At 65.8% G+C, this 23,456-nt stretch carries 17 protein-coding genes; 8 read left to right on the top strand and 9 right to left on the bottom strand.

The features are described from left to right. Positions 1 to 13: 13 nt before the first annotated feature. From efeO to TO66_RS17160, 5 genes are all read right to left on the bottom strand, one after another. Positions 14 to 1,213, bottom strand: a complete 1,200-nt coding sequence (gene efeO / locus TO66_RS17180; protein ID WP_044463416.1) for an iron uptake system protein EfeO — start codon at positions 1,211 to 1,213, stop codon at positions 14 to 16. 10 nt (positions 1,214 to 1,223) lie between these two features. Continuing rightward, complete coding sequence (gene efeU / locus TO66_RS17175) at positions 1,224 to 2,069, bottom strand: iron uptake transporter permease EfeU (RefSeq protein ID WP_044463415.1); 846 nt, start codon at positions 2,067 to 2,069, stop codon at positions 1,224 to 1,226. Between the two features lie 158 nt (positions 2,070 to 2,227). Next, the gene (locus tag TO66_RS17170) at positions 2,228 to 3,133 is read right to left on the bottom strand and encodes an AraC family transcriptional regulator (RefSeq protein ID WP_044466073.1); all 906 of its coding nucleotides are present in this window, start codon (positions 3,131 to 3,133) and stop codon (positions 2,228 to 2,230) included. A 665-nt stretch (positions 3,134 to 3,798) separates the two neighbouring features. Next, on the bottom strand, positions 3,799 to 5,091 hold the full coding sequence (locus TO66_RS17165) for a glycosyltransferase (protein ID WP_044463414.1): 1,293 nt from the start codon (positions 5,089 to 5,091) through the stop codon (positions 3,799 to 3,801). 94 nt (positions 5,092 to 5,185) lie between these two features. After that, positions 5,186 to 5,545 (bottom strand): response regulator, encoded by a 360-nt coding sequence (locus tag TO66_RS17160; RefSeq protein WP_044463413.1) that lies wholly within the window; start codon positions 5,543 to 5,545, stop codon positions 5,186 to 5,188. A gap of 256 nt (positions 5,546 to 5,801) precedes the next feature. On the opposite strand from TO66_RS17160, the gene TO66_RS17155 reads away from it, so the two are divergent. The 5 genes from TO66_RS17155 to TO66_RS17135 all read left to right on the top strand — a co-directional run bounded on the left by TO66_RS17155 (position 5,802) and on the right by TO66_RS17135 (position 12,341). Beyond that, positions 5,802 to 9,296 (top strand): response regulator, encoded by a 3,495-nt coding sequence (locus TO66_RS17155; protein WP_044463412.1) that lies wholly within the window; start codon positions 5,802 to 5,804, stop codon positions 9,294 to 9,296. Beyond that, positions 9,296 to 10,111, top strand: coding sequence for a protein-glutamate O-methyltransferase CheR (locus tag TO66_RS17150; RefSeq protein WP_044463411.1), 816 nt, complete (start codon positions 9,296 to 9,298; stop codon positions 10,109 to 10,111). Before TO66_RS17155 ends, TO66_RS17150 begins: the two co-directional genes overlap by 1 nt. Beyond that, positions 10,108 to 10,710, top strand: coding sequence for a chemotaxis protein CheB (locus TO66_RS17145; protein WP_044463410.1), 603 nt, complete (start codon positions 10,108 to 10,110; stop codon positions 10,708 to 10,710). Before TO66_RS17150 ends, TO66_RS17145 begins: the two co-directional genes overlap by 4 nt. Beyond that, positions 10,704 to 11,885 carry a hybrid sensor histidine kinase/response regulator gene (locus TO66_RS17140; protein ID WP_044463409.1) on the top strand — a complete coding sequence of 394 codons (1,182 nt, stop codon included), beginning with the start codon at positions 10,704 to 10,706 and terminating at the stop codon, positions 11,883 to 11,885. The genes TO66_RS17145 and TO66_RS17140 overlap by 7 nt, the downstream gene beginning before the upstream one ends. 78 nt (positions 11,886 to 11,963) lie before the next feature. Continuing rightward, entirely contained in the window at positions 11,964 to 12,341 is a 378-nt protein-coding gene (locus TO66_RS17135) for a response regulator (protein ID WP_044463408.1), read from the top strand. Between the two features lie 632 nt (positions 12,342 to 12,973). On the opposite strand, the gene TO66_RS17130 is transcribed toward TO66_RS17135, so the two are convergent. Beyond that, positions 12,974 to 14,029, bottom strand: a complete 1,056-nt coding sequence (locus TO66_RS17130) for a tetratricopeptide repeat protein (RefSeq protein ID WP_044463407.1) — start codon at positions 14,027 to 14,029, stop codon at positions 12,974 to 12,976. A gap of 127 nt (positions 14,030 to 14,156) precedes the next feature. Further along, on the bottom strand, positions 14,157 to 15,056 hold the full coding sequence (locus TO66_RS17125) for a bestrophin family protein (RefSeq protein ID WP_044463406.1): 900 nt from the start codon (positions 15,054 to 15,056) through the stop codon (positions 14,157 to 14,159). Positions 15,057 to 15,266: 210 nt separating this feature from the next. On the opposite strand from TO66_RS17125, the gene TO66_RS17120 reads away from it, so the two are divergent. Genes TO66_RS17120 through TO66_RS17110 form a run of 3 tightly spaced genes read left to right on the top strand, consistent with a single transcriptional unit; the run spans position 15,267 to position 18,554 of the window. Then, positions 15,267 to 17,417 carry an FUSC family protein gene (locus tag TO66_RS17120; protein ID WP_044463405.1) on the top strand — a complete coding sequence of 717 codons (2,151 nt, stop codon included), beginning with the start codon at positions 15,267 to 15,269 and terminating at the stop codon, positions 17,415 to 17,417. Then, positions 17,407 to 17,610, top strand: coding sequence for a DUF1656 domain-containing protein (locus TO66_RS17115; protein ID WP_044463404.1), 204 nt, complete (start codon positions 17,407 to 17,409; stop codon positions 17,608 to 17,610). The genes TO66_RS17120 and TO66_RS17115 overlap by 11 nt, the downstream gene beginning before the upstream one ends. Then, positions 17,607 to 18,554, top strand: coding sequence for an HlyD family secretion protein (locus TO66_RS17110; RefSeq protein WP_044463403.1), 948 nt, complete (start codon positions 17,607 to 17,609; stop codon positions 18,552 to 18,554). Before TO66_RS17115 ends, TO66_RS17110 begins: the two co-directional genes overlap by 4 nt. A gap of 303 nt (positions 18,555 to 18,857) precedes the next feature. On the opposite strand, the gene TO66_RS17105 is transcribed toward TO66_RS17110, so the two are convergent. Continuing rightward, positions 18,858 to 20,279, bottom strand: coding sequence for an efflux transporter outer membrane subunit (locus TO66_RS17105; RefSeq protein ID WP_044463402.1), 1,422 nt, complete (start codon positions 20,277 to 20,279; stop codon positions 18,858 to 18,860). Continuing rightward, complete coding sequence (locus TO66_RS17100; RefSeq protein WP_044463401.1) at positions 20,276 to 23,455, bottom strand: efflux RND transporter permease subunit; 3,180 nt, start codon at positions 23,453 to 23,455, stop codon at positions 20,276 to 20,278. The genes TO66_RS17105 and TO66_RS17100 overlap by 4 nt, the downstream gene beginning before the upstream one ends. Position 23,456 lies beyond the last annotated feature (1 nt).

The following is a 23,456-nucleotide window of genomic DNA, read 5'->3' as shown; positions in this document are numbered from 1 at the left end:
GCTCATCTTCTGCTTACAGGCCGGAAAGGCCGAGGGCGGGATCGATTCCATCGAGTGCATCGGCCAGAACCTTGGCCTGGTCGGCGATGCGCTTGCGCTGCTCGGCGCCGACTCTGTCGTAGGAGGCATAACCATCGGCGCCGCGCAACGCGCCGTACTGGCGGTCGAGGGCGCCCAGGGCGCCGTCGATCTGCTCCAACAGCGGCGCGGCGGGCTTGGCCAGCAGGGGCCGCAGCAGGTCGACCAGCTTGCGCGCGGTCTCCAGGTTGGCGGCGAAGCCGTTGAGGTCGCTGTGGCTGTAGCGTTCTTCCTCGCCGCTGCCGGCGCGCAATTCGGTGATGCTGCGCTGGTTGCGCGCGACCAGGCTGACCAGTTGTTCCGGCGCCAGCGACTGGGCCAGCAGTTGCTGCTTGAGGCTGTCGACATCGCTGAGCAGGCGCTCGGCGATCGGCGCCAGGCCGGTCAGGTCGCGTTGCTGGAACAGCGCGTATTCGAGGCGGTGGAAGCCGACGAAGGCTGGATCCTGCTCGCGCTTCTCGAAGTAGTCGGCGCGGGCGTTGATGCGATTGTCCAGTTCGCCCAGGCGCTGGGCCACGGGGGCGAGGCGCTGGTAGGCCGCGCGGGCCGGCAGGTACAGGGCCTGGGCCTGGGCCAGGTCGCCGGCCTGGATGGCTTGCTCCAGGGCGGTCACGGCCTGGATCAGGGCGCTGCCCTGCGCGCTCAGGTACACCCGGAACTCCGACAGCGGGCCGACAAAGGCCACCATCGACGGCCGGGCCTTGGCCTGGGCGTCGGATTCGGCGGTCGGGGTCACGCGCAGGGTGCCGCGCGGGTTGCTCAGCAGGCCGCAGGTGATGGCGTAGTCGCCGGGCTGCAACTTGGCGTTGATCAGCTGGCTGAGGCCCGGGGCGATGTTTTCCCGTTCCTCGACCACCAGCACGCCGTCGAGGATTTCCCACTCCACGGCCCGGTCCGAGCGGTTGACGATGCGAAAGCTCGCCGGCCCGGCCGGTACGCTCAGGGCGTTGGGCTCGCAGCTGTGCGGGTGGATGGTCACGGTGATTTCGTCCATGTGTGCCTGGCGTTTGCTGGCGGCCAGCTGCGAGGCGTAATAGAACAGGCCGCCGGCGGCGACCATCACCAGCGCCGAGCCCGCGACCGCCCAGCGCAGGGCCCTGGGTGGCGAGTTCGGTGGGGAAGCTTGCTGGGTCATGAAAGAGCCCTTACTGGCTGGAAACGGAAGAGGGCGAGCGGGTGCCGCCAGGCGTGGCGCCGGGCTTGAAGAACAGCACCAGGGCGATCAGCAGGTAGGCCAGGTAGGCGCCCAGGGTGCTGACGGTCGGGGCGTCCTGGTAACCGAACATGCCGGCCAGCACCGAGCCCAGCGGGCCATCCATCGGCAGGCGGGCGCTGAAGTCGAACAGCACTGTCTGCCCGTGGTTCCAGAGCCCGGCTTCATGCAGCGCCTGCACCGAGTTGGCGAGGATGCCGGCGGCCACCACCAGGATGAACAGGCCGGTCCAGCGGAAAAAGGCCGCGAGGTTCAGGCGCATGCTGCCGGTGTAGATCAGCCAGCCGACGATGATCGCCAACACCAGGCCGAGCAGGGCGCCGACGGGCGCGGCCGGGCCTTCGCTCTGCTGGAACACGGCCAGCAGGAAGAACACCGTCTCCAGGCCTTCGCGGGCGACGGCGAAGAACACCATGGCGATCAGCGCGATGACCTGGTGTCGCGAGCCGGCCAGCGCCTGGTCCAGGGAGGCTTGCAGGGAATGCTTGATCGACCGTGCCACCTTGCGCATCCAGAACACCATGGAACTGAGGATGGCCACCGCCGCGAGGCCGACGAGGCCCTCGAAGAGTTCCTGCTGCTTTTGCGGAAACTCCGCGCTCATCAGTTCCAGGCCGCCACCCACCAGCAGGGCCAGCGCCGCGGCGAGAAACACGCCGATCCACACAGCCGGCATCCACTGGCCGCGGCCGGTCTGTTGCAGGTAACTGGCGATGATGCCAACGATGAGCGCGGCTTCGATGCCTTCGCGCAGCATGATCAGGAACGGGACGAGCATTCGGCACCGGCGGGGAGATAGATAGGGAGCTAAGTTGTAACATGTTGATACGTATTCGCAAATGAATATGGTTGTCATTTGCTGAACGCAGGCTGAACGAAGTGTGTTTCGCGCAGGAGATCGGGACTGGGGTTACCGGGTTTTACCGGGGCGCCAGATCAGGCCAGGTTCTGCTCGGTCAGGCGCTGTACTACCAGGCGACGGTAGTGGGAGGGGGTCATGCCCTTGAGTTGCTGGAAGCGGCGGTTGAAGTTGGAGATGTTGTTGAAGCCGGATTCGAAGCACACCTCGGTCACCGGCTTGTCGCCGTCGGCCAGCAGTTCGCAGGACTTGCTGATGCGCAGGCGGTTGACGAACTCGACGAAGCAGCGGCCGGTGGCCTGCTTGAACACCCGGGAGAAATAGCTGGGTTTCATGCCCAAGTAGCCGGCGACTTCCTCCAGCGGCAGCTCGCGGGCGTAGTGGGCGAAAATGTAGTCCACCGCGCGGTTGGTACGGTCGACGTTGTGTTCGTCCGCCAGTTGCACGCTGTTGGCGCCGGACAGCAACTGGTAGTCGTCGCAGGCGGCCAGCTGCTCCAGGAGGATGAAAAAATGCCCGAGCCGGGTGACGCCGCTGGAGTCGGCGATCCGCTGCATCAGGTCCATGGCCAGGGCGATGGTGCGCTTGCAGCGGAACTCGATACCGTGCCGGGCACGCTCCAGCAGCGGGGTCAGGCTCTTGAGCTCGGCGAACACCTGGTAGCCGCTTTCGAACAGTTCGTCGGTGAAGTTCACCAGCATGTCGCGCTTGGCCACCACTTCGTCCTCGGCCACCTGGCTGATCCAGTTGTGGGGCAGGTTGGGGCCGGTGAGGAACAGCGATTCGGGGTGGAAGTTGCCGATGTAGTCGCCGATGAACACCTTGCCGGAGCTGGCGACGATCAGGTGCAGCTCGTATTCCTTGTGGAAGTGCCAGCGCACCAGGGGGCAGGGGAAACCGTGCTGGCGATAGATGATCGACAGGCCGTTGTGGTCGTCCATCAATTCGTAGGAGGGATCGGTGACTCTCGCTGATCGGCTCATGGCGCTGCGCTTGTTATCGTTGTAGCGCCAGATCATGCCTCCATCGGAGGTCCAGTGCCAGCCTTCGCGGCGCGCCTGGTTTTTTTGCCTAACACAGAACCTGTAGCCGCTGCCGAGCCCCGGCGAGGCTGCGATCGCCTGCGTAGCAGGCGCAAATCCAGGCGACGCATTCCGCCTGACCCACCGCGGGGACAGGCCTGGCGGCAACTGCGTTGCCGATCGCAGCCTCGCTCACGCTCGGCAGCGGCTACGGGATTCGCGGCGTGCCTGGTTTTTTTGTGCCACACAGAACCTGTAGCCGCTGCCGAGCCTCAGCGAGGCTGCGATCGCCTGCGTAGCAGGCGCAAATCCAGGCGACGCATTCCGCCTGACCCACCGCGGAGCCGGGCCTGGCGGCAACTGCGTTGCCGATCGCAGCCTCGCTCACGCTCGGCAGCGGCTACGGGATTCGCGGCGTGCCTGGTTTTTTGCTCCACACAGATGTAGCCGCTGCCGAGCCCCGGCGAGGCTGCGATCGCCTGCGTAGCAGGCGCAACTCCAGGCGGCGCATTCCGCCTGATCCACCGCGGGGACAGGCTTGGCGGCAACTGCGTTGCCGATCGCAGCCTCGCCGGGGCTCGGCAGCGGCTACGGGTCGGGGTCAAGGCCGTGTTGCAGGTGTGGTTTCAGGCCAGGCGGTTTTTTGCTTCGATCCACTGCGCCATGTACTGGGTGCTCTTGTGGTGATGGTGGCGCAGCATGCCGCCGGTGAAGTTGTCGCGGCGCAGTTGCGCCAGGTTGGCCCGGCAGTGTTGCAGGCGTTCGATCAGCGCCGGGCCGTGGACCTGTTGCCGGTAGCGCGCGGCCAACAGCTGGCGGCCGTGTTCCTGGGCGGCGTTCCAGGCCGCCGGGTCCTGGTACAGGCGCACCGCCGCCGCGGCGAGGGCGCTGGCCGAGCCGGCAATCGCCCCGGGCCAGGGTTCGTCGGCGTGCATGGCTTCGGCGCCGACCGGCGTGGTGACGCTCGGCGTGCCGCAGAGCATGGCGTCGAGCAGCTTGCCCTTGATGCCCGCGCCGAAACGCAGCGGGGCCAGGCAGATCCGCGCGGCGGACATGACCTGCAAGGCATCCTCGGCCCAGTTCATCACATGGAAACCCTGGGCCGGATTGTGCAGCGCTGCGGCCTTGGGCGGGGTGTAGGCGCCATAGATGTGCAGCTGCACGCCCGGCAGTTGCTGGCGGATCAGCGGCCAGACGGCATTTTTCATCCAGAGCACGGCGTCCCAGTTCGGCGCGTGGCGGAAGTTGCCGATGCTCAAAAAGTGCGCGCGCTCGGCGAAGGGGACGTAGTGTTGCGGCATGTGCCGGGGCATCAGCGGGCACCAGTGCAACAGGGCCGGCGGCAGGCCGAACTGACGGGTCAGCAGCTCGATCTCGAATTCGGAAATCATCAGGTTCAGGTCGCAGCGGTACAGCGCCGCGATCTCGCGCCGGGCCAGGTCGGTGTCGGCCATGCCGGCGAACTCCTCGGCCGCGGCGGGGGCGAACAACTCGCGGAAATCGTCGGCGTCGTCGCTGGCTTTCAGGCGGTCCTTCAAGCGCTGGTGGCGCGCGTGGCGCAGGCTCTGCAGGTCGGACGTCTCCAGCACGCGCAGGGCCTGGGGGCATTGCTGCTCGACGCGCCAGCCGAACTGTTCCTCCATCATGAACTGGTCGAACAGCACGATATCCGGCGCCAGTGCGGCGATGAAGCGGTCGAAGCTGCTGTTGTTCAGCTCGATCGGGCATTCGCGGATGCCCAGGGCGCCAAGGTCTTCCTTGTGCTCGCCGGGGTTGGCCGGGCTGGCGAAGGTGATGTCCCAGCCTTGCTCGAGCATGACCTCGAGGATCTGCATCAGGTGCCCGCTGGCCGCCGAGGAGCGGGGTTCGGGCCAGACGTAGCCAATGACCAGGACTTTGGTGGCGGCGGTCGGACTCATGGGCGGGTATTCCTGGAAAGCGAGGGGGCGGCGGGGGCGCCATTAAACCACAGCCCGGCCGCCCTGACGCCCGTGGCATCGGCACCCGCGGGGCTCAGTCGATAATCGAGCGGACCTTGTCGCGCAACTGATCGATGGAGAACGGCTTGCCGATCACCGCCATGCCGGCGGGCACCTCGATGTTTTCCGCGTAGCCGCTGGCGAACAGCACCGGCAGTTGCGGGCGCAGAGCGCGGGCCCGGGCCGCCAGTTCCTTGCCGTCCATGCCGGGCAGGCCGACGTCGGTCATCAGCAGGTCGATCCGCAGCGCGCTGTCTTGCAGCCGGGCCAGCGCTTCCTCGCTGCCTGAGGCTTCCAGTACCTTGAACTCCAGCTCCTCGAGCACATCGACAATCAGCATGCGGACGATGGCGTCGTCTTCGACGACCAGGATGGTGGAATCGGTGTTGGGCATAAGCAGGCTCTCGAATAGTGGAAAGGGGGACGGCAGTGATGGACAACGGCCTCTTGCATCAGTAAATGACGGAGGATGACAAGTTCCCGAAGCTGTACAAAAAAACAATTCTGTACAAGCTGTGCCAGAATAGCCTGTCTGATCGAGGGTGGGCAGTCCCGAATGGAAAGTTGCCGCCGGCAGGCGCGCAAGAATGGATACGTTGCCCGTTTTTGGGGCAAACTTGATTTTTTCGACACCTCACCAAGGTCTTTCAATGACGCTCCCGTCTTCGGTTGACGCACAGAGTTTTCGCAAGCTCCTGAGCCGCAACATCACGCTTCCCCTGGGGGTAGGCGTGCTCAGCGCGGTGGTCTTCGTGGGCCTGATCAGCTACCTGTTGTCGGTGATCCAGTGGGTCCAGCACAGCGATCGGGTGATCACCGGCATCAACCAGGCCTCGAAGCTCACGGTCGACCTGGAAACCGGCATGCGCGGGTTCCTGATCACCGGCGACGAGCATTTCCTCGACCCCTACGAAGTGGCGAAGCCGCAGATTTTCAGCCAGTTGCTCGGGTTGCGCGAGCTGGTGGCGGACAACCCACAGCAGGTCGATCGCTTCAAGCGCCTGGAAGCCTTGCAGGACGAGTGGAGCCTCTATGCCAAGAGCATGATCGAGCTGCGCCGCCAGGGGGGCGATTATCGCGCTGCGGTGCAGTCCGGCCGGGGCAAGCGCCTGACCGACGAGATCCGCAAGGAGTACGACGAAGCGATGGCGATGGAGCAGCAGCTGCGCGTCGATCGCAATGACAATGTCTCGCGCACCACCGTTCTCAGCGTGGTCCTGTACCTGTTGTTCGTGGTGGCGATCAGCGGGTTGCTGGCCTATATCGGCCGCCGCGACCTGCTCAGCCTGTCGAAAAGCTACAGCGACAACCTCGCCAGGCAACTGCAAGGCGCCCGCAGCCTGGAGCACCAGGCCTGGTTGCGTGGCGGCCAGACCCAACTGGCCGAGCAACTGCTGGGGCAACTGACGCTGAACCTGCTGGGCCGCAACATCCTGCAGTTCTGCGCGCATTACCTGGGCAGCGCCGTGGCGGCGATGTACGTGCGCGAGGAGCACGGCGGCCTGAAGCGCGTCGCCGCCTATGGTTTTTCCCGCGAGCAGGAAGAGCGCGGGCAGTCGATTTTCATCGGTGAAGGCATCGTCGGCCAGGCCGCCCAGCAGGAGCGGCTGATCCGCCTCGACGAAGTCCCGAGCGACTACTTCAAGGTCAGCTCCGGCCTGGGCGAAGGCACGCCGCGCAGTGTGCTGGTGGTGCCGACCAGCGACGACGAGCGGGTCAACGGGGTGATCGAACTGGGGTTCCTGCGGGCTCTCGACGAGCGCGATATCGAACTGCTGGAGCTGATCGCCAGCAGTATCGGCATCGCCATCGAGGCGGCGCGCTATCGCCAGCGCCTGCAGGAAGTGCTGGCCGAGACCCAGCAGCTCAACGAAGAGCTGCAGGTGCAGCAGGAAGAACTGAAGACCGCCAACGAAGAACTGGAGGAGCAGTCGCGGGTGCTCAAGGAATCCCAGGCCCACCTGGAAACCCAGCAGGTGGAGCTGGAGCAGACCAACGAGCAACTGGCCGAACAGGCCCAGGCGCTGGCGCAGCAGCGTGACGCCCTGGACCGCAAGAACGGCGAGTTGAGCCACGCGCAGGAGCAGCTGCAGGAGCGCGCCGAGGAGTTGCAGCGGTCGAGCCGGTACAAGTCGGAATTCCTCGCCAATATGTCCCACGAGCTGCGCACGCCGCTCAACAGCTCGCTGATCCTGGCCAAGCTGCTGGCGGAGAACGCCCAGGAAAACCTCAGCGCCGAACAGGTGCAGTTCGCCGAGTCGATCTATTCCGCCGGCAACGACTTGCTCAACCTGATCAACGACATTCTCGACATTTCCAAGGTGGAAGCCGGCAAGCTCGAGGTACGGCCGGAGAACACCAGCGTCGCGCGGCTGGTGGAAGGCCTGCGTGGGCTGTTCCAGCCGCTGACGATGGATAAGGGCCTGGCGTTCCAGGTCGATCTGCAACCCGGCGCGCCGCAGATGCTGTACACCGACCGCCAGCGGGTCGAGCAGATTCTCAAGAACCTGCTGTCCAACGCGGTGAAGTTCACCGAGAAGGGCCAGGTCAGCCTGAGCGTGTCGCGCCAGGGGAGCGACGGCATCGCCTTCAGCGTGCGCGACTCGGGCATCGGTATCGCCCCTGAGCAGCAGGAAAGCATCTTCGAAGCCTTCCGCCAGGCCGACGGCACCACCAGCCGTCGCTACGGCGGCACGGGGCTGGGGCTGTCGATTTCCCGCGACCTGGCGGCGTTGCTCGGCGGTTCGATCTCGGTGACCAGCGAACCGGGGCAGGGCAGCCTGTTCACCCTGGTGCTGCCGGAGCAGTACGTCGAGGGCGCGCCGGTGCAGCAGGGCGAACGCCCGCCCGCCGCCAGTGTGATGCCGGTGGCCGCGAGCAGGCCGGCAGTACCGCTGCTACCGGGGCCCGAGGCGGAGATCCCGCGGTTCGCCGACGACCGTGACAAGGCGCCCTTCGCCAGCCGCTGCATCCTGGTGGTGGAGGACGAGCCGAACTTCGCGCACATCCTCTACGACCTGGCCCACGAGCTGGGCTACCAGTGCCTGGTGGCCCATGGCGCCGACGAGGGCTATCGCCTGGCCGAGCAGTTCGTGCCGGATGCGATCCTGCTGGACATGCGCCTGCCGGACCATTCCGGCCTGACCGTGCTGCAACGCCTGAAAGAGCACGCCACGACCCGGCATATCCCGGTGCACGTGATTTCCGTCGAGGACCGGGTCGAGGCCGCCATGCACATGGGCGCCATCGGCTACGCGGTCAAGCCCACCACCCGCGAGGAACTCAAGGAGGTCTTCGCCCGCCTGGAAGCCAAGCTGACCCAGAAGGTCAAGCGCGTGCTGCTGGTGGAGGACGACGACCTGCAGCGCGACAGCATCGCCCGGCTGATCGGCGACGACGACATCGAGATCACTGCCGTCGGCCTGGCCCAGCAAGCCCTGGAGCTGCTGCGCGACAACCTCTACGACTGCATGATCATCGACCTGAAGCTGCCGGACATGCTCGGCAACGATCTGCTCAAGCGCATGTCCACCGAAGACATCTGCTCGTTCCCGCCGGTGATCGTCTACACCGGGCGCAACCTGACCCGCGACGAAGAGGCGGACCTGCGCAAGTATTCGCGCTCGATCATCATCAAGGGCGCGCGCTCGCCCGAGCGCCTGCTGGACGAGGTGACGCTGTTCCTGCACAAGGTCGAGTCGCAGCTGTCCCACGAGCGGCAGAAGATGCTCAAGGCGGCCCGCAGCCGCGACAAGGTGTTCGAGGGGCGCAAGATCCTGCTGGTGGACGACGACGTGCGCAACATCTTCGCCCTCACCAGCGCCCTGGAGCAGAAGGGCGCGATCGTGGTCATCGGGCGCAACGGCCATGAAGCGATCGCCCGGCTCAACGAGGCCGAGGACATCGACCTGGTGCTGATGGACGTGATGATGCCCGAGATGGACGGCTACGAAGCCACCCTGCAAATCCGCAAGGAACCGCGCTGGCGCAAGCTGCCGATCATCGCCGTGACCGCCAAGGCCATGAAGGACGACCAGGAGCGTTGCCTGCAAGCCGGGGCCAACGACTACCTGGCCAAGCCGATCGACCTCGACCGGCTGTTTTCCCTGATCCGGGTCTGGTTGCCCAAGATGGAACGAATCTAGTGGAGCGCAATAGCGAGATTGAACTGCGCCTGTTGATCGAGGCCATCTACCTCAAGTACAGCTACGATTTTCGCGACTATTCCGGCGCTTCGATCAAGCGCCGGATCAACCATGCGCTGCGCCAGTTCGAGTGCAAGACCATTTCCGCGTTGCAGGAACGGGTGCTGCACGACCCGGGCGCCTTCATGCAGTTGCTGCAATTCCTGACGATCCCGGTCAGCGAGATGTTCCGCGACCCTTCGCACTTCCTGGCGATCCGCCAGGAAGTGGTGCCGCTGCTCAAGACCTACCCCTCGATCAAGATCTGGATCGCCGGGTGCAGCACGGGCGAGGAGGTCTATTCGATGGCCATCCTGCTGCGCGAGGAAGGGTTGCTGGAGCGCACCATCATCTATGCCACCGACATCAACCCCAGCTCCCTGGAGAAGGCCAAGCAGGGCATCTTTTCCCTGGAGAACGTGCGCGCCTATACCCAGAACTACCAGCAGGCCGGCGGCTTGCGCTCCTTCGCCGACTACTACACGGCGGCCTACGACTACGCGATATTCGACAAGACCCTGCGCGAGAACGTGACCTTCGCCGACCACAGCCTGGCGACCGACAGCGTATTCTCTGAAACCCAGTTGATCTCCTGTCGGAACGTCTTGATCTATTTCAACAAGCGCTTGCAGGATCGGGCCTTCGGGCTGTTCCACGAGTCGCTGTGCCACCGTGGGTTCCTGGTGCTGGGCAGCAAGGAGACCCTGGACTTTTCAGCCTATGCCGGGCGTTTCGACCCGCTGGTCAAACAAGAACGGATCTACCGCAAATCATGAACGACGACCTCATCACAGCAGCCTTGCCCCGGGTGGAGGCCATCGTGGTCGGTGCGTCGGCCGGTGGCGTCGAGGCGTTGCTGAAGATCTTCACGGCCTTGCCCGAGGGGTTCGGCCTGCCGATCCTGGTGGTGCTGCACCTGCCCGACGAGCGCCGCAGCCAGCTGGCCGAGGTGTTCGCCCAGCGGGTGACGCTGCCGGTGCAGGAGGCGGGCGACAAGCAGACCATCGAGCGCGGCACCCTGTATTTCGCCGCGCCGGGTTATCACCTGTCGGTGGAGCAGGACCGCAGCCTGTCCCTGAGCCAGGAAGACCGGGTGCATCATTCGCGCCCGGCCATCGACTACCTGTTCGACTCCGCCGCCGATGCCTATGGCCCGAGCCTGGCCGCGGTGCTGCTGACCGGCGCCAACCAGGACGGCGCCCAGGGCCTGGCGCAGGTCAAGCGCCGTGGCGGCCTGAGCATCGTCCAAGACCCGGCCGAGGCCCAGGTGGCGACCATGCCCGAGGCAGCCCTCGCGCTGCACCAACCGGATTACATTCTCCCTTTGCACGGCATCAGCCGTCTGCTTGTCGAGCTGGAACGAATCGCATGTTAAGTCATATCCAAGCCAAGCTGCTGATCGTCGACGATCTGCCGGAAAACCTGCTGGCCCTCGAGGCGCTGATCAAGCGCGAGGATCGCCAGGTGTACAAGGCGCTGTCGGCGGACGAAGCGTTGTCGCTGTTGCTCCAGCATGAATTCGCCATGGCCATCCTCGATGTGCAGATGCCGGGCATGAACGGTTTCGAACTGGCCGAGCTGATGCGCGGCACCGAGAAGACCAAGAACATTCCCATCGTCTTCGTCAGCGCCGCCGGGCGCGAGCTCGACTACGCCTTCAAGGGCTACGAAAGCGGCGCAGTGGACTTCCTGCACAAGCCGCTGGATATCCATGCGGTGAAGAGCAAGGTCAATGTGTTCGTCGACCTCTACCGCCATAGCAAGGCCATGAAACAGCAGGTCGAGGCCCTGGAGCAGAGCCGGCGCGAGCAGGAGGCGCTGCTGCAGAAGCTCCAGGCTACCCAGAACGAGCTGGAGCAGGCGGTGCGCATGCGCGACGACTTCATGTCGATCGTCGCCCATGAAGTGCGCACGCCGCTGAACGGGCTGATCCTGGAAACCCAGCTGCGCAAGATGCACCTGGCCCGCGACAACGCCGCGGCGTTCACCCTGGACAAGATGCACGCCATGGTCGACCGCGACGAGCGCCAGATCAAAAGCCTGATCCGCCTGATCGAGGACATGCTGGACATTTCGCGGATCCGTACCGGCAAGCTGTCGATCCGGCCGAGCCGGGTGGACCTGGCGCAACTGGTGCGCGGCCTGCTGGAGAATTTCGCGCCCCAGGTCGAGGCCGCCGAGTCATCGCTCAGCCTGGAGGCCGAAGAAGAGGTCGTGGGCGAGTGGGACGAGTTTCGCATCGAACAGGTGATTTCCAATCTGCTGACCAATGCCTTGCGCTATGGCGCCAAGAGCCCGATCGAGGTGCGGGTCTACCGCGCCGAGGGGCAGGCGCGGGTCGAGGTGCGCGATCACGGGATCGGCATCAGCGAGGAGAACCAGGCGCGCATTTTCCAGCAGTTCGAACGCGTCTCCGCCAACCATGCGGTGGCGGGGCTGGGCCTGGGGTTGTTCATTTCCGAGCAGATCGTCACGGCCCATGGCGGCAGCATCGAAGTCCACAGCAGGATCGGCGAAGGCGCCCTGTTTCGCGTTTGTCTGCCGTTGTAGGAAAACACCGGCACCCACGCAACCTTCTGGACGACCGGATGGTCGTATCAGCAGCTATTGACCGAACAAAGGCTTCTCATGAGTGAAGATGCACAAGACGTCGTACTGATCGTCGAAGATGAACCGGTGATTCTGATGTTGCTCGCCGACTATCTGTCGGGCCTGGGCTACCGGGTGCTGCAGGCGGAAAACGGCGAACAGGCGTTCGAGATCCTCGCCAGCAAGCCGCACCTGGATGTGATGATCACCGACTACCGGCTGCCGGGCGGGATCACCGGGGTGATGATCGCCGAGCCGGCGGTCAAGCTGCGCCCGGACCTCAAGGTGATCTTCATCAGCGGCTATCCCACCGAGATTCTCGAGTCCGGCAGCCCCATTGCCCGGAGCGCACCGATCCTGGCCAAACCCTTCGACCTCAACAGCCTCCAAGAGCAGATCCAGCAACTGCTCGCCTGACCCCAGCCGCCACCCGCGCCTTAACCGCTGCCGAACCTGACTCCGTGGTGGGTCAGGTGGAATGAGCCGCCTGGGTTTGCGCCTGCTGCGCAGGCGATCGCAGCCTCGCCGGGGCTCGGCAGCGGCTACAGGTTTTGGGTTGGGGGAAAAACCGAGGTGCGCCGCGATTATCGGGTTTTGGGGGGCGACAAATCGAGGCACGCCGCGATTCCTGTAGCCGCTGTCGAGCGTAAGCGAGGCTGCGATCGGCAACGCAGTTGCCGCCAGGCCTGGCTCCGCGGTGGGTCAGGGGGAATGCGCCGCCTGGGTTTGCGCCTGCTGTGCAGGCGATCGCAGCCTCGCCGGGGGCTCGGCAGCGGCTACAAGTTTTGGGTTGGGGGAAAAACCGAGGTGCGCCGCGATTATCGGGTTTTGGGGTGGGCGACAAACCGAGGCACGCCGCGATTCCTGTAGCCGCTGTCGAGCGTAAGCGAGGCTGCGATCGGCAACGCAGTTGCCGCCAGGCCTGGCTCCGCGGTGGGGCAGGGGGAATGCGCCGCCTGGGTTTGCGCCTGCTGCGCAGGCGACCGCAGCCTCGCCGGGGGCTCGGCAGCGGCTACAGGGCTGGAGGGGGGGGGCGATTCCTGTCGCAGTTACAGGCCCTGCTGCAGGGCCGGGTCGTCGGGGTTCTGTTGTTCCAGCTGGGCCAGGAGGATCTGCACGTTCTGCAACTGGCCGCTTTCCTTCCAGTAACTGATCAGCAACACCCGCGCCTTGCGGTTGGCAGGTTGGCGCTGGACGATTTCCTCGAGCTGTTTCTGCGCCGCCTCCAGCTCTTCTTCGCTGTGCAGGGTGGTGGCCAGGTCGTAGCGGTAGTCGGCGTTGTTCGGCTCGAGCTCGACGGCGCGGGACAGGCCGAGCAGGGCGAACTCGCCCTGGTCGTGGTGCAGCAGCCACATGCCCAGGGCGTGCTGCAGGTAGGCGGAATCCTGTTGCGCCTGCAGCTGCTTGGCCAGCAACTGGCGCGCCGCCTCGCTCTGGCCCTGGCGGTCGAGGACTTCCAGTTGCAGGATCACCGCCTGCAGGTTGTCCGGTTGCAGGCGCAGGGCCTGTTCCAGGGTCTGCTGGGCCTTGGCCAGGTTGGCGTTGTGCAGATACAGGCGCGCCAGCTGGTATTGCGCCTCGACATTCTCCGGCTGGGTCTTGAGCACCTGGGTGTATTCGTCGATCACTTGCTGCAACGGGCCGAAATACAGGCCCTGTTCGTCCGGCGACAGGCCGAGCAGGGCGGTGACGGCGGCGAAGCGCACGGGTTGTTCCTCGTCGTCCAGCAACGGGCCGATCAGCAGGCTGCGCTGGCCCGCCGGGACCAGGCCCAGCACGCTCTGGATAGCCGCCTGGCGGACTTCGGCCGAGGCATGGTGCAGGTCGGCGTCGAGCAGTTTCAGCGCCTGCGGGCTGGGGTAATTGGGCAGCTCGGCGAGCAGGCGGATGCGCCGGCTGTCCGACAGGTCGGGCCGCGCCAGCTGTTGATACAGCACCCGCGCGGCCCCCGGCTGGCCGTTGCGCGCCTGTTCCAGGGCCTTGCCGTAGCCATGCTTGATCGCGTCCGGCACCACCACGGGCGTGGGGCGCAGCCACTGCCAGGCCAGGCCCAGGACCACGACGGCGAGCAGGCTGATCAGCAGGGTGCGGCGGGGCTTGGTCATGCAGGCATCCATGGCAGGGGTGACTTTACGAAGGCGCAAGCTTCGGTCAGGTTTCCCGCGGAGTCAAACCCGCTGGCCGCTCATGGTTGCCGGGGACGGCTCTGCCACGAGCCTTTCGTCCAGCGCCTCAGGTCAGCACGTAGTCGACCGGTTCCAGGGCCGGCGGCAGTTCGCGCTCGCCAAGGGCCGCCAGCACCTCGCGCTCCAGGGTGCGCAGGATGGCGTTGCACGGCAAGTCGTTGTCGTCGAAGCCGAACGGGTCTTCGAGGTCGTTGCCGATTTCGTCCAGGCCGAGAAAGGTGTAGCTGACGATGGCGGTGAACACCGGCGTCAGCCAGCCCAGCGGTTCGGCCATGGCGAACGGCAGGAGCAGGCAGAACAGATAGATGGTGCGGTGCAGCAGCAGGGTATAGGGGTAGGGCAGCGGCGTGTGCTTGATCCGCTCGCAGCCGGCCTGGACCTGGCTCAGGCTGACCAGGCGGGTTTCCAGCTGGGTGTAGCGCCAGTCGCTGATCAGCCCCTGTTCGGCCAGCGCCGAGCAGCGGCGGCCCAGGCCCTGCAACAGGCTGTCGGGAATGTTCGGGTGCTGGCGCTCGATGGCCTGGCCGACCCAGGGCTGGGCGGCATCGGCTTCGTCCTCATGGCGCAGGCGCGCGACCAGGCCGTGGGCGAAGCCGCAGAGTTCGCGCAGCAGGCCGGCGCGCTCGGCAGAGTCCCGGATGACCTGGGTTTCGCGAATCAGCGAGCGTACCTCGACGATCATCTGCCCCAGTTGCTTGCGGCCTTCCCACCAGCGGTCGTAGCAGGCGTTGTTGCGAAAGCTCATGAAGATCGACAGCGACAGCCCGAGCAGGGTGAAGGGCGTGGCATTGACCTTGGAGAAATAGGCCGGTTGCCAGGTTTCCACCAGCACGATCGCCGAGGCCAGCAGGGTCAGCAACAGGCAGCGCCAGGCGATGCGCCGGGCAATCGAGCCCTTGAGGGAAAACAGGATGCCGATCAGGTTCGGCTTGGAGCGGATGATCATCGAGGGGCACGACTCAGGGCTTGCGCGGCGGGGGCAAGGCTAGAAGCCCGGCGCCGGGTTGTCCAATCACTCTCGTCGACGAGCTGATTGAAGCGATCGATGAAGGTCAGGGCAAGATCCTCTTCCTCCCGGGGAGCTGGGGACGATAAGCTTTCCCGGATCGCGACCGACCACGCTAGCCCCAGGTGTGCCCTTGTCCAGAAAATACCCATGCAGCCACTGATCAATTACTTTCGGGTGGTGTTTCACCCGGGGGCCGCAGTGTTGCGGTTTGCCTTGCGCACCATCGCCGCGGGCCTGCTGACCCTCTACCTGGCGTTCGTCTTCGACCTCGACCAGCCCAAATGGTCGCTGATGGCGGTGATCATCGTCAGCCAGCCGCTGGCCGGCATGGCCCTGGCCCGCAGCTTCGGCCAGGTGCTGGGCACTACGCTGGGGGCCGCGGTGGCGGTGCTGATCATGGCGATCTTTCCCCAGGCGCCGCTGCCGTTCCTGGTCACCCTCGGCCTCTGGCTGGCGCTGTGCACCGCCGGCGGCACGCTGTTGCGCTACACCAGTTCCCAGGCGTTCGTGCTCAGCGGCTACACCGCGGTGGTGGTGGCCATGCTGGCGATTCCGGACCAGGGCAACACCCTGATGCTGGCCATCACCCGGGTGACCGAGACCCTGCTGGCGGTGGCCTGCGTCTGCGTGGTCAGCCTGCTGACGGCGCGCCCCGAAGCCGTGGCCGCCGGCTACTTCGCCAAGATCGACCAGGTGCTCAAGCTGCTCGCCACCCACGCCGCGGCGGCGATCCGCACCGAGGAGAGCGAGGCCGATTTCCACAAGCGGCAGATGCAGCTGCTGGGTGAGATCAGCGCCCTGGAAGGCTTGCGCCGGCACCTGTATTTCGACGCGCCGCGCCTGCGCAGCGCCGACGGCCTGGTGCAACTGCTGGGCAACCAGCTGGTGCTGCTGACCTCGCGCCTGACCGTGCTGCGCCACCAGCGCGAACTGTTGCGCGCGCGCTGGGTCGGCGAGCTGCCGGAAGAAATCCAGCGACTGCGCGCCGACGAGCTGACGTTCCTCGACGAACTGGCGTTGCACGGACGGGCCTTGCCCGCCGAATCGCGGCAACAGTTCGGCCAGTTGCAGCAGCGCTTCGACGAGCAGGCGCGGCGCGCCGAGCGTTCGGCCGAGGCCTTGCCCGCGACCCTGCGCTCCCTGGCCTGGGCGTTGCGCTGGGAGCAGGCGCGGATGCTCAAGCAACTCGAAGACATCCTCGAGTTCAGCGACGCCATCCAGGACGGCCGCCAAGCCAGCTGCCTGTACCGCCAGGGCCGGGCCAACCCGCTGCACCTGGACTGGCCGCTGGCGGCGATGAACGGCCTGCGGGCCTTTACCGCGCTGATGGTCGCCGGGCTGATCTGGATCGAAACCGCCTGGGACGGGGCGCGTTCGAGCATCGTCCTGGTGGGCATTCTCTGTTCGCTGATGGCGACCTTCCCGCGGCCCCTGCTGGCCGCCCAGAGCTATATGCGCGGCCAGGCCCTGGCGCTGCTGATCTCGGCGGTCTATGTGTTCGGCCTGGTGCCGCTAATCGGCGATTTCGAGTGGCTGGCGCTGTTGCTGGTGCCGCTGCTGTACACGGTGGCGGTCGGCCTGGCCAGCCCGCTGACCGCCGGGATCGCCATGGGGCTGGGCCTGTCGAGCCTGCTGATGATCGGCCCGCAGAACATCGGGGCCTGGCAGAACAGCGCCGCCCAATGGTTCGAGTTCGCCGGGGCTTATGTCAGTGGCGGGGTGTTGTCGTTGCTGGTGTATGCCTTCATTTTTCCGTTCAACCCGGTATTGCGTATCCGCCGCTTGTTCCGCGACACCCGCGAGCAGGTCTACGCCTTGCAGAAAACCCCGGCCGGCGACGAGCAACAGTTCGTCTTCGAGAGCCGCATGGTCGACCGCCTGACCCAGATGCTCGGGCTGTTGCCCGCCGTGGCCGGGGACCGGGCCTCCAGCGAGCGTTTCGAAACCAGCCTGGCCTGCATGACCCTGGGCGTGGCGATGCACCAGCTGCGCCAGCAGAGCCAGGACAACCCCTGGCTGAGCAGCGCCGGCAACGCCGACCTGCAACAGCTGTTGCGCCGGATCGGCCGCTATGTGGCGGGGCGCGGCGCTCTTCAAGTCGGCGACCTGCTGGCGCGGCTGCGCGAACTGGGGGAGCACCTGGACACCCTGCAGGCTGACGACCAGGCCCAGGCCCGTGAACAGCTGTGGTCGCTGTTTCGCATGCGCGTCTCGCTGTTGATCGTCGCTGCCTTTCTGGAGCGCTACCACCCCATGCTGCAACCCACGGAAACAGGAGATCCGGCCCTTGCCCATTGATTTCGAGGTCGGCGGCGTCTACCTGCCGCCCATTGCCCAGGCCCTGCTGCTGGCCCTGCCGATTTTCCTGCTGCTCGACTGGGGGCTGCGGCGCCTCGGTGTGTTGCGTTTCGTCTGGCACGAAGCGTTGTTCGAAGGGGCGCTGTATGCCGCCGTCTGCGCCACGGTCATTCTGTTGATGGGAAGCCTATGAATCTGAAAAACACCCTGGCTCGATCGATCACCCTGGTGGCCGTGGCGGCCGCGCTGGTGCTGGGCTGGTTCGCCTGGGAGCACTACACCCGCGCGCCCTGGACCCGCGATGCGCGTGTGCGGGCCGATGTGGTGACGCTGTCGGCGGATGTCGCCGGGCGCATCGTCAACCTGCAGGTGCAGGACAACCAGCACGTGGAGAAGGGCCAGTTGCTGCTGGAGATTGACCCGGCGCGCTACGCCCTGGCGGTGGAGCATGCCCGGCGATCGGTGGAAGTGGCGCGGGCCAGCCTCGGCCAGTCCGAGGCGGCGATCACTTCCAGCAGCGCGCTGCTCAAGCAGCGGCAGAGCGAAGAGCGGCGGCGCCGGACCCTGAAGCAGGGTTTTGCGATTTCCGGCGAGGAATGGGAGAAATCCAGCACCGACGTGGCGGTGGCCCAGGCCGACCTGCTGCGCAACCAGGCCAACCTCGGCCTGGCCCAGGCCAACGTACACCTGGCCGAGGCGGCCCTGACCCAGGCCGAGCTGGACCTGCAGCGCACCCGGGTCGAGGCCCCGGTCAGCGGCTATGTGACCAACCTGCAGACCCGCCAGGGCGACTACGCGACGGCCGGCGGCGCCTTGCTGGCCCTGGTGGACAGCGACTCCTTCTATGTCAGTGGTTATTTCGAGGAAACCAAGTTGCCGCGGATCGGCGAGGGCAGTGCGGTGCGCATCCAGCTGATGAGCGGCGAGACCTTCGAGGGCAAGGTGCAGAGCATCGCCTTTGCCATTACCGACCGGGAAAACACCCAGGGCAGCCGCCTGCTGGCCAACATCAACCCCAGCTACACCTGGGTCAAGCTGGCACAGCGGGTGCCGGTGCGGATCGCCATCGACCCCGCTTACCCGGGCAAGCACACCTTGCGCGCCGGGACCACGGCGACGGTGACGGTGTTGGAATAAGTGATGGATTGCGGTGTTTGAACGAATGTCATCGCGGGCAAGCCTCGCTCCTACAAAGGGATCGTGGATGGGCATCCATTTTGTAGACGCCACAAAACCTGTAGGAGCTTGCTCGCGATACAGGCGCCGCCACGACATCATCGCAGGTACAAGGATATGCGGGCTTCTGTAGGAGCGAGCGGGCGGCGATCCGACTTGCCCGCGATGCTTTTCGGCGGATGAAAAAAAGCCCCGTGACCGAATGAGAACACGGGGCAAAGGATTTGGTTGGTTGCGGCCAACCAAAGGAGCTCGGTTGAAACCTCAGTTGCTGGCGACGGTCTCCGGCTGCCAGCCACCGCCCAGGGCCTTGTAGATGGCGACGATGCCGCGGTACAGGTCGACCTCGGCCTGGGCCTGGGAGTCTTCGGCGGCCAGGCGTTCGCGCTGGGCGTCGAGCAGCACCAGGAAGTCCACGGTGCCTTCGCGGTAGCGGATCTCGGCCAGGTCGGCGGCGGCGCGGCTCGATTCGCTCTGGCGGATCAGCGAGATCAGGCGTTGCTGGCGCTTGCCGTAATCGCTGAAGGCGTTTTCCGACTCTTCCAGGGCCAGCAGCACTTGTTGCTCATAGCTCGCCAGGGCGCCGTCGGCCTCGGCGTTGGCGCCGCGCAGGCGGGCGCGCACGCTGCCCAGGTCGAAGGCGGCCCAGGTAATGCTCGGGCCCAGAGCCCAAGCATTGGCGGCCGAGGAACCGATCTGCGAACCGCGGCCCGCGGTGAAGCCGAGGAAACCGCTGAGGCTGACCCGTGGGAACAGGTCGGCTTTGGCCACGCCGATCCGCGCGGTGGCGGCGGCCAGCTGGCGTTCGGCGCTGAGGATGTCGGGACGACGCTGCAACAGCTCGCCCGGATCGCCGATCGGCAACGCCTTGGCGATCGCCGGCAACTGCGCAGGCTTGAGGTCGACGCTCAGTTGCTCCGGACGCTCGCCAAGCAAGGTGGCGATACGGTTGCGCTGGCGCACCTGTTCGGCCTGCAGTTGCGGCACGCTGGCTTCTACCGCGGCCAGGCGCGCATCGGCGCGGACCACGTCGAGCTGGTCGCCGACGCCGGCGTCACGCAGGCTTTCGGTGATCTTGCGCGACTCCTGCTGGTTCTCCAGGTTGGCCAGGGCGATCTTTTCCCGCAGTTGGGCGCCGCGCAGCTGGCCGTAGGCGTCCACCAGCTCGGCGATCATGGTCACCTGCAGTTGGTAGAGGTCGGCCTCGGCGGCCTGCTGGTCGGCTTCGGTGGCTTCCAGGTTGCGCTGGATGCGGCCGAACAGGTCCAGCTCCCAGGCCATGTCCAGGCCCAGGTCGTAGCGCTCACTGTTGACCCGGCGGGTGGTCTGGCCCGGGATCTGGCCCTTGGCCAGGTCGCTGCTGGCGCGGCTGGTGATGGTCGGCATGGCATCGTTGCTGGCGTCGTCGCGAATCGCCCGGGCGGCCCGCAGGCGGGCGAAGGCCACGCGCAACTCATGGTTGCCCTGCAGGGAGCGGGTCACCAGCTGGTTGAGCACCGGATCGTCGAACTGTTGCCACCAGATGCCTTCGAAACGCGCGCGGTCGAAATTCTTCTGGCCCGCGGCGCCGTCGGTGGCGGCGCTGATGTGCGCCGCCTCGGTGGCCGGGGTCTGGTAGTCCGGGCCCACGGCACAGGCACTCAGGGCCAGTACCAGCAAGCTTGGCAGGAAGACTTTCGAACTCATTGCTGCGCCTCCAGTTTCAGGGCACGGGTCGCTTTGCGGGCTTCGCTGCGCTCCACATAGTTGCGGATCAGGACGTAGAACACCGGGGTCAGCAGCAGGCCGAAGAAGGTCACCCCGAGCATCCCGGAGAACACCGCGACGCCCATGGCATGGCGCATTTCCGCGCCGGCGCCGCTGGAGAACACCAGGGGCACCACCCCCATGATGAAGGCGAACGAGGTCATCAGGATCGGCCGCAGGCGCAGGCGGCAGGCTTCCAGTACCGCGGCCAGCGGGTCGAGGCCTTCTTCCTGTTTGTCCTTGGCGAACTCGACGATCAGGATCGCGTTCTTGCACGCCAGGCCCACCAGTACGATCAGGCCGATCTGGGTGAAGATGTTGTTGTCGCCACCGGACAGGATCACCCCGGTGATGGCCGACAGCAGGGTCATCGGCACGATCAGGATCACCGCCAGCGGCAGGCTCCAGCTCTCGTATTGCGCGGCCAGTACCAGGAAGGCCAGCAGCACGCAGAGCGGGAAGACGAACAGCGCGGTGTTACCGGCAAGGATCTGCTGGTAGGTCAGCTCGGTCCATTCGAAGGTCATGCCGTTGGGCAGTTCTTCCTTGAGCAGTTTCTCGATCGCCGCTTCCGCCTGGCCGGAGCTGTAGCCCGGTGCGGCCGCGCCGTTGATTTCCGCGGTGACGAAGCCGTTGTAGTGCATCACGCGGTCGGGGCCGGCGGTATCGCTGACCTTGATGAAGGTCGCCAGGGGGATCATCTCGCCCTTGTTGTTGCGCACTTTCAGCTGGCCGATCTGCTCGGCTTCGAGACGGAACTGCTGCTCGGCCTGGACGTTGACCTGGTAGGTGCGGCCAAAGCGGTTGAAGTCGTTGGCGTACAGCGAGCCCAGGTAGACCTGCAGGGTGTCGAAGATATCGCTGATCGCCACGCCGTGGGTCTTGGCCTTTTCCCGGTCGATGGCGGCATCGACCTGCGGCACGTTGACCTGGTAGCTGGTGAACAGGCCGGCCAGTTCCGGCACGCTGCGGCTCTTGGCGATGACGTTCTGCACTTCCTTGTACAGCTCCTCGTAGCCCATGCCGCCACGGTCCTCGACCTGCAGGCGGAAACCGCCGATGGTCCCCAGGCCCTGTACCGGCGGCGGTGGGAAGATCGCCATGTAGGCGTCCTGGATGTCGGCGTACTGGGCGTTCAAGGCGCCGGCAATGGCCCCGGCGGACATGCTCGGGTCCTTGCGTTCGTCGAAGGGCTTGAGGGTCACGAACACGATGCCGTTGTTCGGGCTGTTGGTGAAACCGTTGATCGACAGGCCAGGGAAGGCCACCGCGCTTTCCACGCCAGGCTGCTTGAGGGCCAGGTCCGACATGCGCTTGATCACGTCTTCGGTGCGGTCCAGGCTCGCGGCGTCCGGCAGTTGGGCGAAGGCCACCAGGTACTGCTTGTCCTGCGCCGGGACGAAGCCCATCGGCGTGTGCGCGAAGCCCAGCCAGGTCAGTACCATCAGGCCGGCGTAGAGGAACAGGGCGATGCCGCTGCCGCGGATCACCCGGCGCACGGTGCCGACGTAGCCATGGCTGGCACGGTCGAAGAAGCGGTTGAACGGCTTGAACAGCCAGCCGCCCAGGAGTTTCTCCAGCAGCCGCGAGAAGCGGTCCTTCGGTGCGTGGTGCTCCTTGAGCAGCACCGCGGCCAGGGCCGGCGACAGGGTCAGGGAGTTGAAGGCCGAGATCACCGTGGAGATCGCGATGGTCAGGGCGAACTGCTTGTAGAACTGCCCGGTCAGGCCGCTGATGAACGCCGCCGGCACGAATACCGCGCAGAGCACCAGGGCGGTGGCGATGATCGGCCCGGTCACCTCGCGCATGGCGCGCTTGGTGGCTTCGAACGGATTCAGCCCGAGGCCGATATTACGCTCGACGTTTTCCACCACCACGATGGCGTCGTCGACCACGATACCGATGGCCAGCACCAGCCCGAACAGCGACAGGGCGTTGAGCGAGAAACCGAACAGGTGCATCACGGCGAAGGTCCCGATCAGCGAGACCGGCACCGCCACCAACGGGATGATCGAGGCCCGCCAGGTCTGCAGGAACAGGATCACCACCAGCACCACCAGCACCAGGGCTTCGAACAGGGTGTGCACCACCGCTTCGATGGAGCCGCGCACGAAGATGGTCGGGTCGTAGACGATGCTGAAATCCATGCCTTCCGGGAAGTTCTGTTTCAGCTCGGCCATCTTGGCCCGCACTTCGTTGGAGATCTGGATGGCGTTGGAACCGGGACGCTGGAAGATCGGGATCGCCACCGCCGGCTGGTTGTTGAGCAGCGAACGCAGGGCGTACTGGTTGGAACCCAGCTCGACCCGGGCGATGTCCTTCAGGCGCGTGATCTCGCCGTTGTCGCCGGCGCGGATGATGATGTTCTCGAACTCTTCCTCGGTCACCAGGCGCCCCTGGGTGTTGACCGCCAACTGGAAGCTGGTGGCGCTCGGCGCGGGCGGCGCGCCCAGGGTACCGGCGGCGACCTGGCGGTTCTGCTCGCGAATGGCGGTGACCACGTCGGTGGCGGTCAGGTTGCGCGAAGCGGTCTTGTTCGGATCCAGCCAGACCCGCAGCGAGTAGTCGCCCATGCCGAACAGTTGCACGTCGCCCACGCCGCCCAGGCGCGCCAGCTCGTCCTTGATGTTGAGGATGGCGTAGTTGGACAGGTAGAGCATGTCGTAGCGTTTGTCCGGCGAGGTCAGGTGGACCACCATGGTCAGGTCGGGGGAGGCCTTGTCCACGGTGATACCGATGCGCGTCACCTCTTCAGGCAGCTTGGGCTCGGTCCGGGTCACCCGGTTCTGCACCTGCACCTGGGCGTTGTCCAGGTCGGTGCCCAGGGCGAAGGTGATGGTCAGGGTGATCTTGCCGTCGGAGGTGGACTGCGAGGACATGTAGAGCATGTTCTCGACGCCGGTGATGGCCTGCTCCAGGGGCGCGGCCACGGTTTCGCCGATGACTTTCGGGTTGGCGCCCGGGAAGTTGGCGCGCACCACCACGGTCGGCGGCACCACTTCCGGGTATTCGCTGATCGGTAGCTGGAACAGCGAGATGGAACCGGCGATCAGGATCAGCAGCGAGAGCACCGCAGCGAAGATCGGCCGTGAAATGAAAAACTGGGAGAAATTCATC

Origin of the sequence: Pseudomonas sp. MRSN 12121, from assembly GCF_000931465.1 — a bacterium.
Taxonomy (GTDB): Bacteria; Pseudomonadota; Gammaproteobacteria; order Pseudomonadales; family Pseudomonadaceae; genus Aquipseudomonas.
The sequence above is the reverse complement of the archived record's forward strand: the minus strand, read 5'-3'. Positions and strand labels throughout refer to the sequence as shown.

Excerpts from the sequence above, each read along its gene's own strand:
- efeO (WP_044463416.1), bottom strand. The coding sequence starts at position 1,213 with ATGACCCAGCAAGCTTCCCCACCGAACTCGCCACCCAGGGCCCTGCGC.
- efeU (WP_044463415.1), bottom strand. The coding sequence starts at position 2,069 with ATGCTCGTCCCGTTCCTGATCATGCTGCGCGAAGGCATCGAAGCCGCG.
- TO66_RS17170 (WP_044466073.1), bottom strand. The coding sequence starts at position 3,133 with ATGAGCCGATCAGCGAGAGTCACCGATCCCTCCTACGAATTGATGGAC.
- TO66_RS17165 (WP_044463414.1), bottom strand. The coding sequence starts at position 5,091 with ATGAGTCCGACCGCCGCCACCAAAGTCCTGGTCATTGGCTACGTCTGG.
- TO66_RS17160 (WP_044463413.1), bottom strand. The coding sequence starts at position 5,545 with ATGCCCAACACCGATTCCACCATCCTGGTCGTCGAAGACGACGCCATC.
- TO66_RS17155 (WP_044463412.1), top strand. The coding sequence starts at position 5,802 with ATGACGCTCCCGTCTTCGGTTGACGCACAGAGTTTTCGCAAGCTCCTG.
- TO66_RS17145 (WP_044463410.1), top strand. The coding sequence starts at position 10,108 with ATGAACGACGACCTCATCACAGCAGCCTTGCCCCGGGTGGAGGCCATC.
- TO66_RS17140 (WP_044463409.1), top strand. The coding sequence starts at position 10,704 with ATGTTAAGTCATATCCAAGCCAAGCTGCTGATCGTCGACGATCTGCCG.
- TO66_RS17135 (WP_044463408.1), top strand. The coding sequence starts at position 11,964 with ATGAGTGAAGATGCACAAGACGTCGTACTGATCGTCGAAGATGAACCG.
- TO66_RS17130 (WP_044463407.1), bottom strand. The coding sequence starts at position 14,029 with ATGACCAAGCCCCGCCGCACCCTGCTGATCAGCCTGCTCGCCGTCGTG.
- TO66_RS17125 (WP_044463406.1), bottom strand. The coding sequence starts at position 15,056 with ATGATCATCCGCTCCAAGCCGAACCTGATCGGCATCCTGTTTTCCCTC.
- TO66_RS17120 (WP_044463405.1), top strand. The coding sequence starts at position 15,267 with ATGCAGCCACTGATCAATTACTTTCGGGTGGTGTTTCACCCGGGGGCC.
- TO66_RS17110 (WP_044463403.1), top strand. The coding sequence starts at position 17,607 with ATGAATCTGAAAAACACCCTGGCTCGATCGATCACCCTGGTGGCCGTG.
- TO66_RS17105 (WP_044463402.1), bottom strand. The coding sequence starts at position 20,279 with ATGAGTTCGAAAGTCTTCCTGCCAAGCTTGCTGGTACTGGCCCTGAGT.
- TO66_RS17100 (WP_044463401.1), bottom strand. The coding sequence starts at position 23,455 with ATGAATTTCTCCCAGTTTTTCATTTCACGGCCGATCTTCGCTGCGGTG.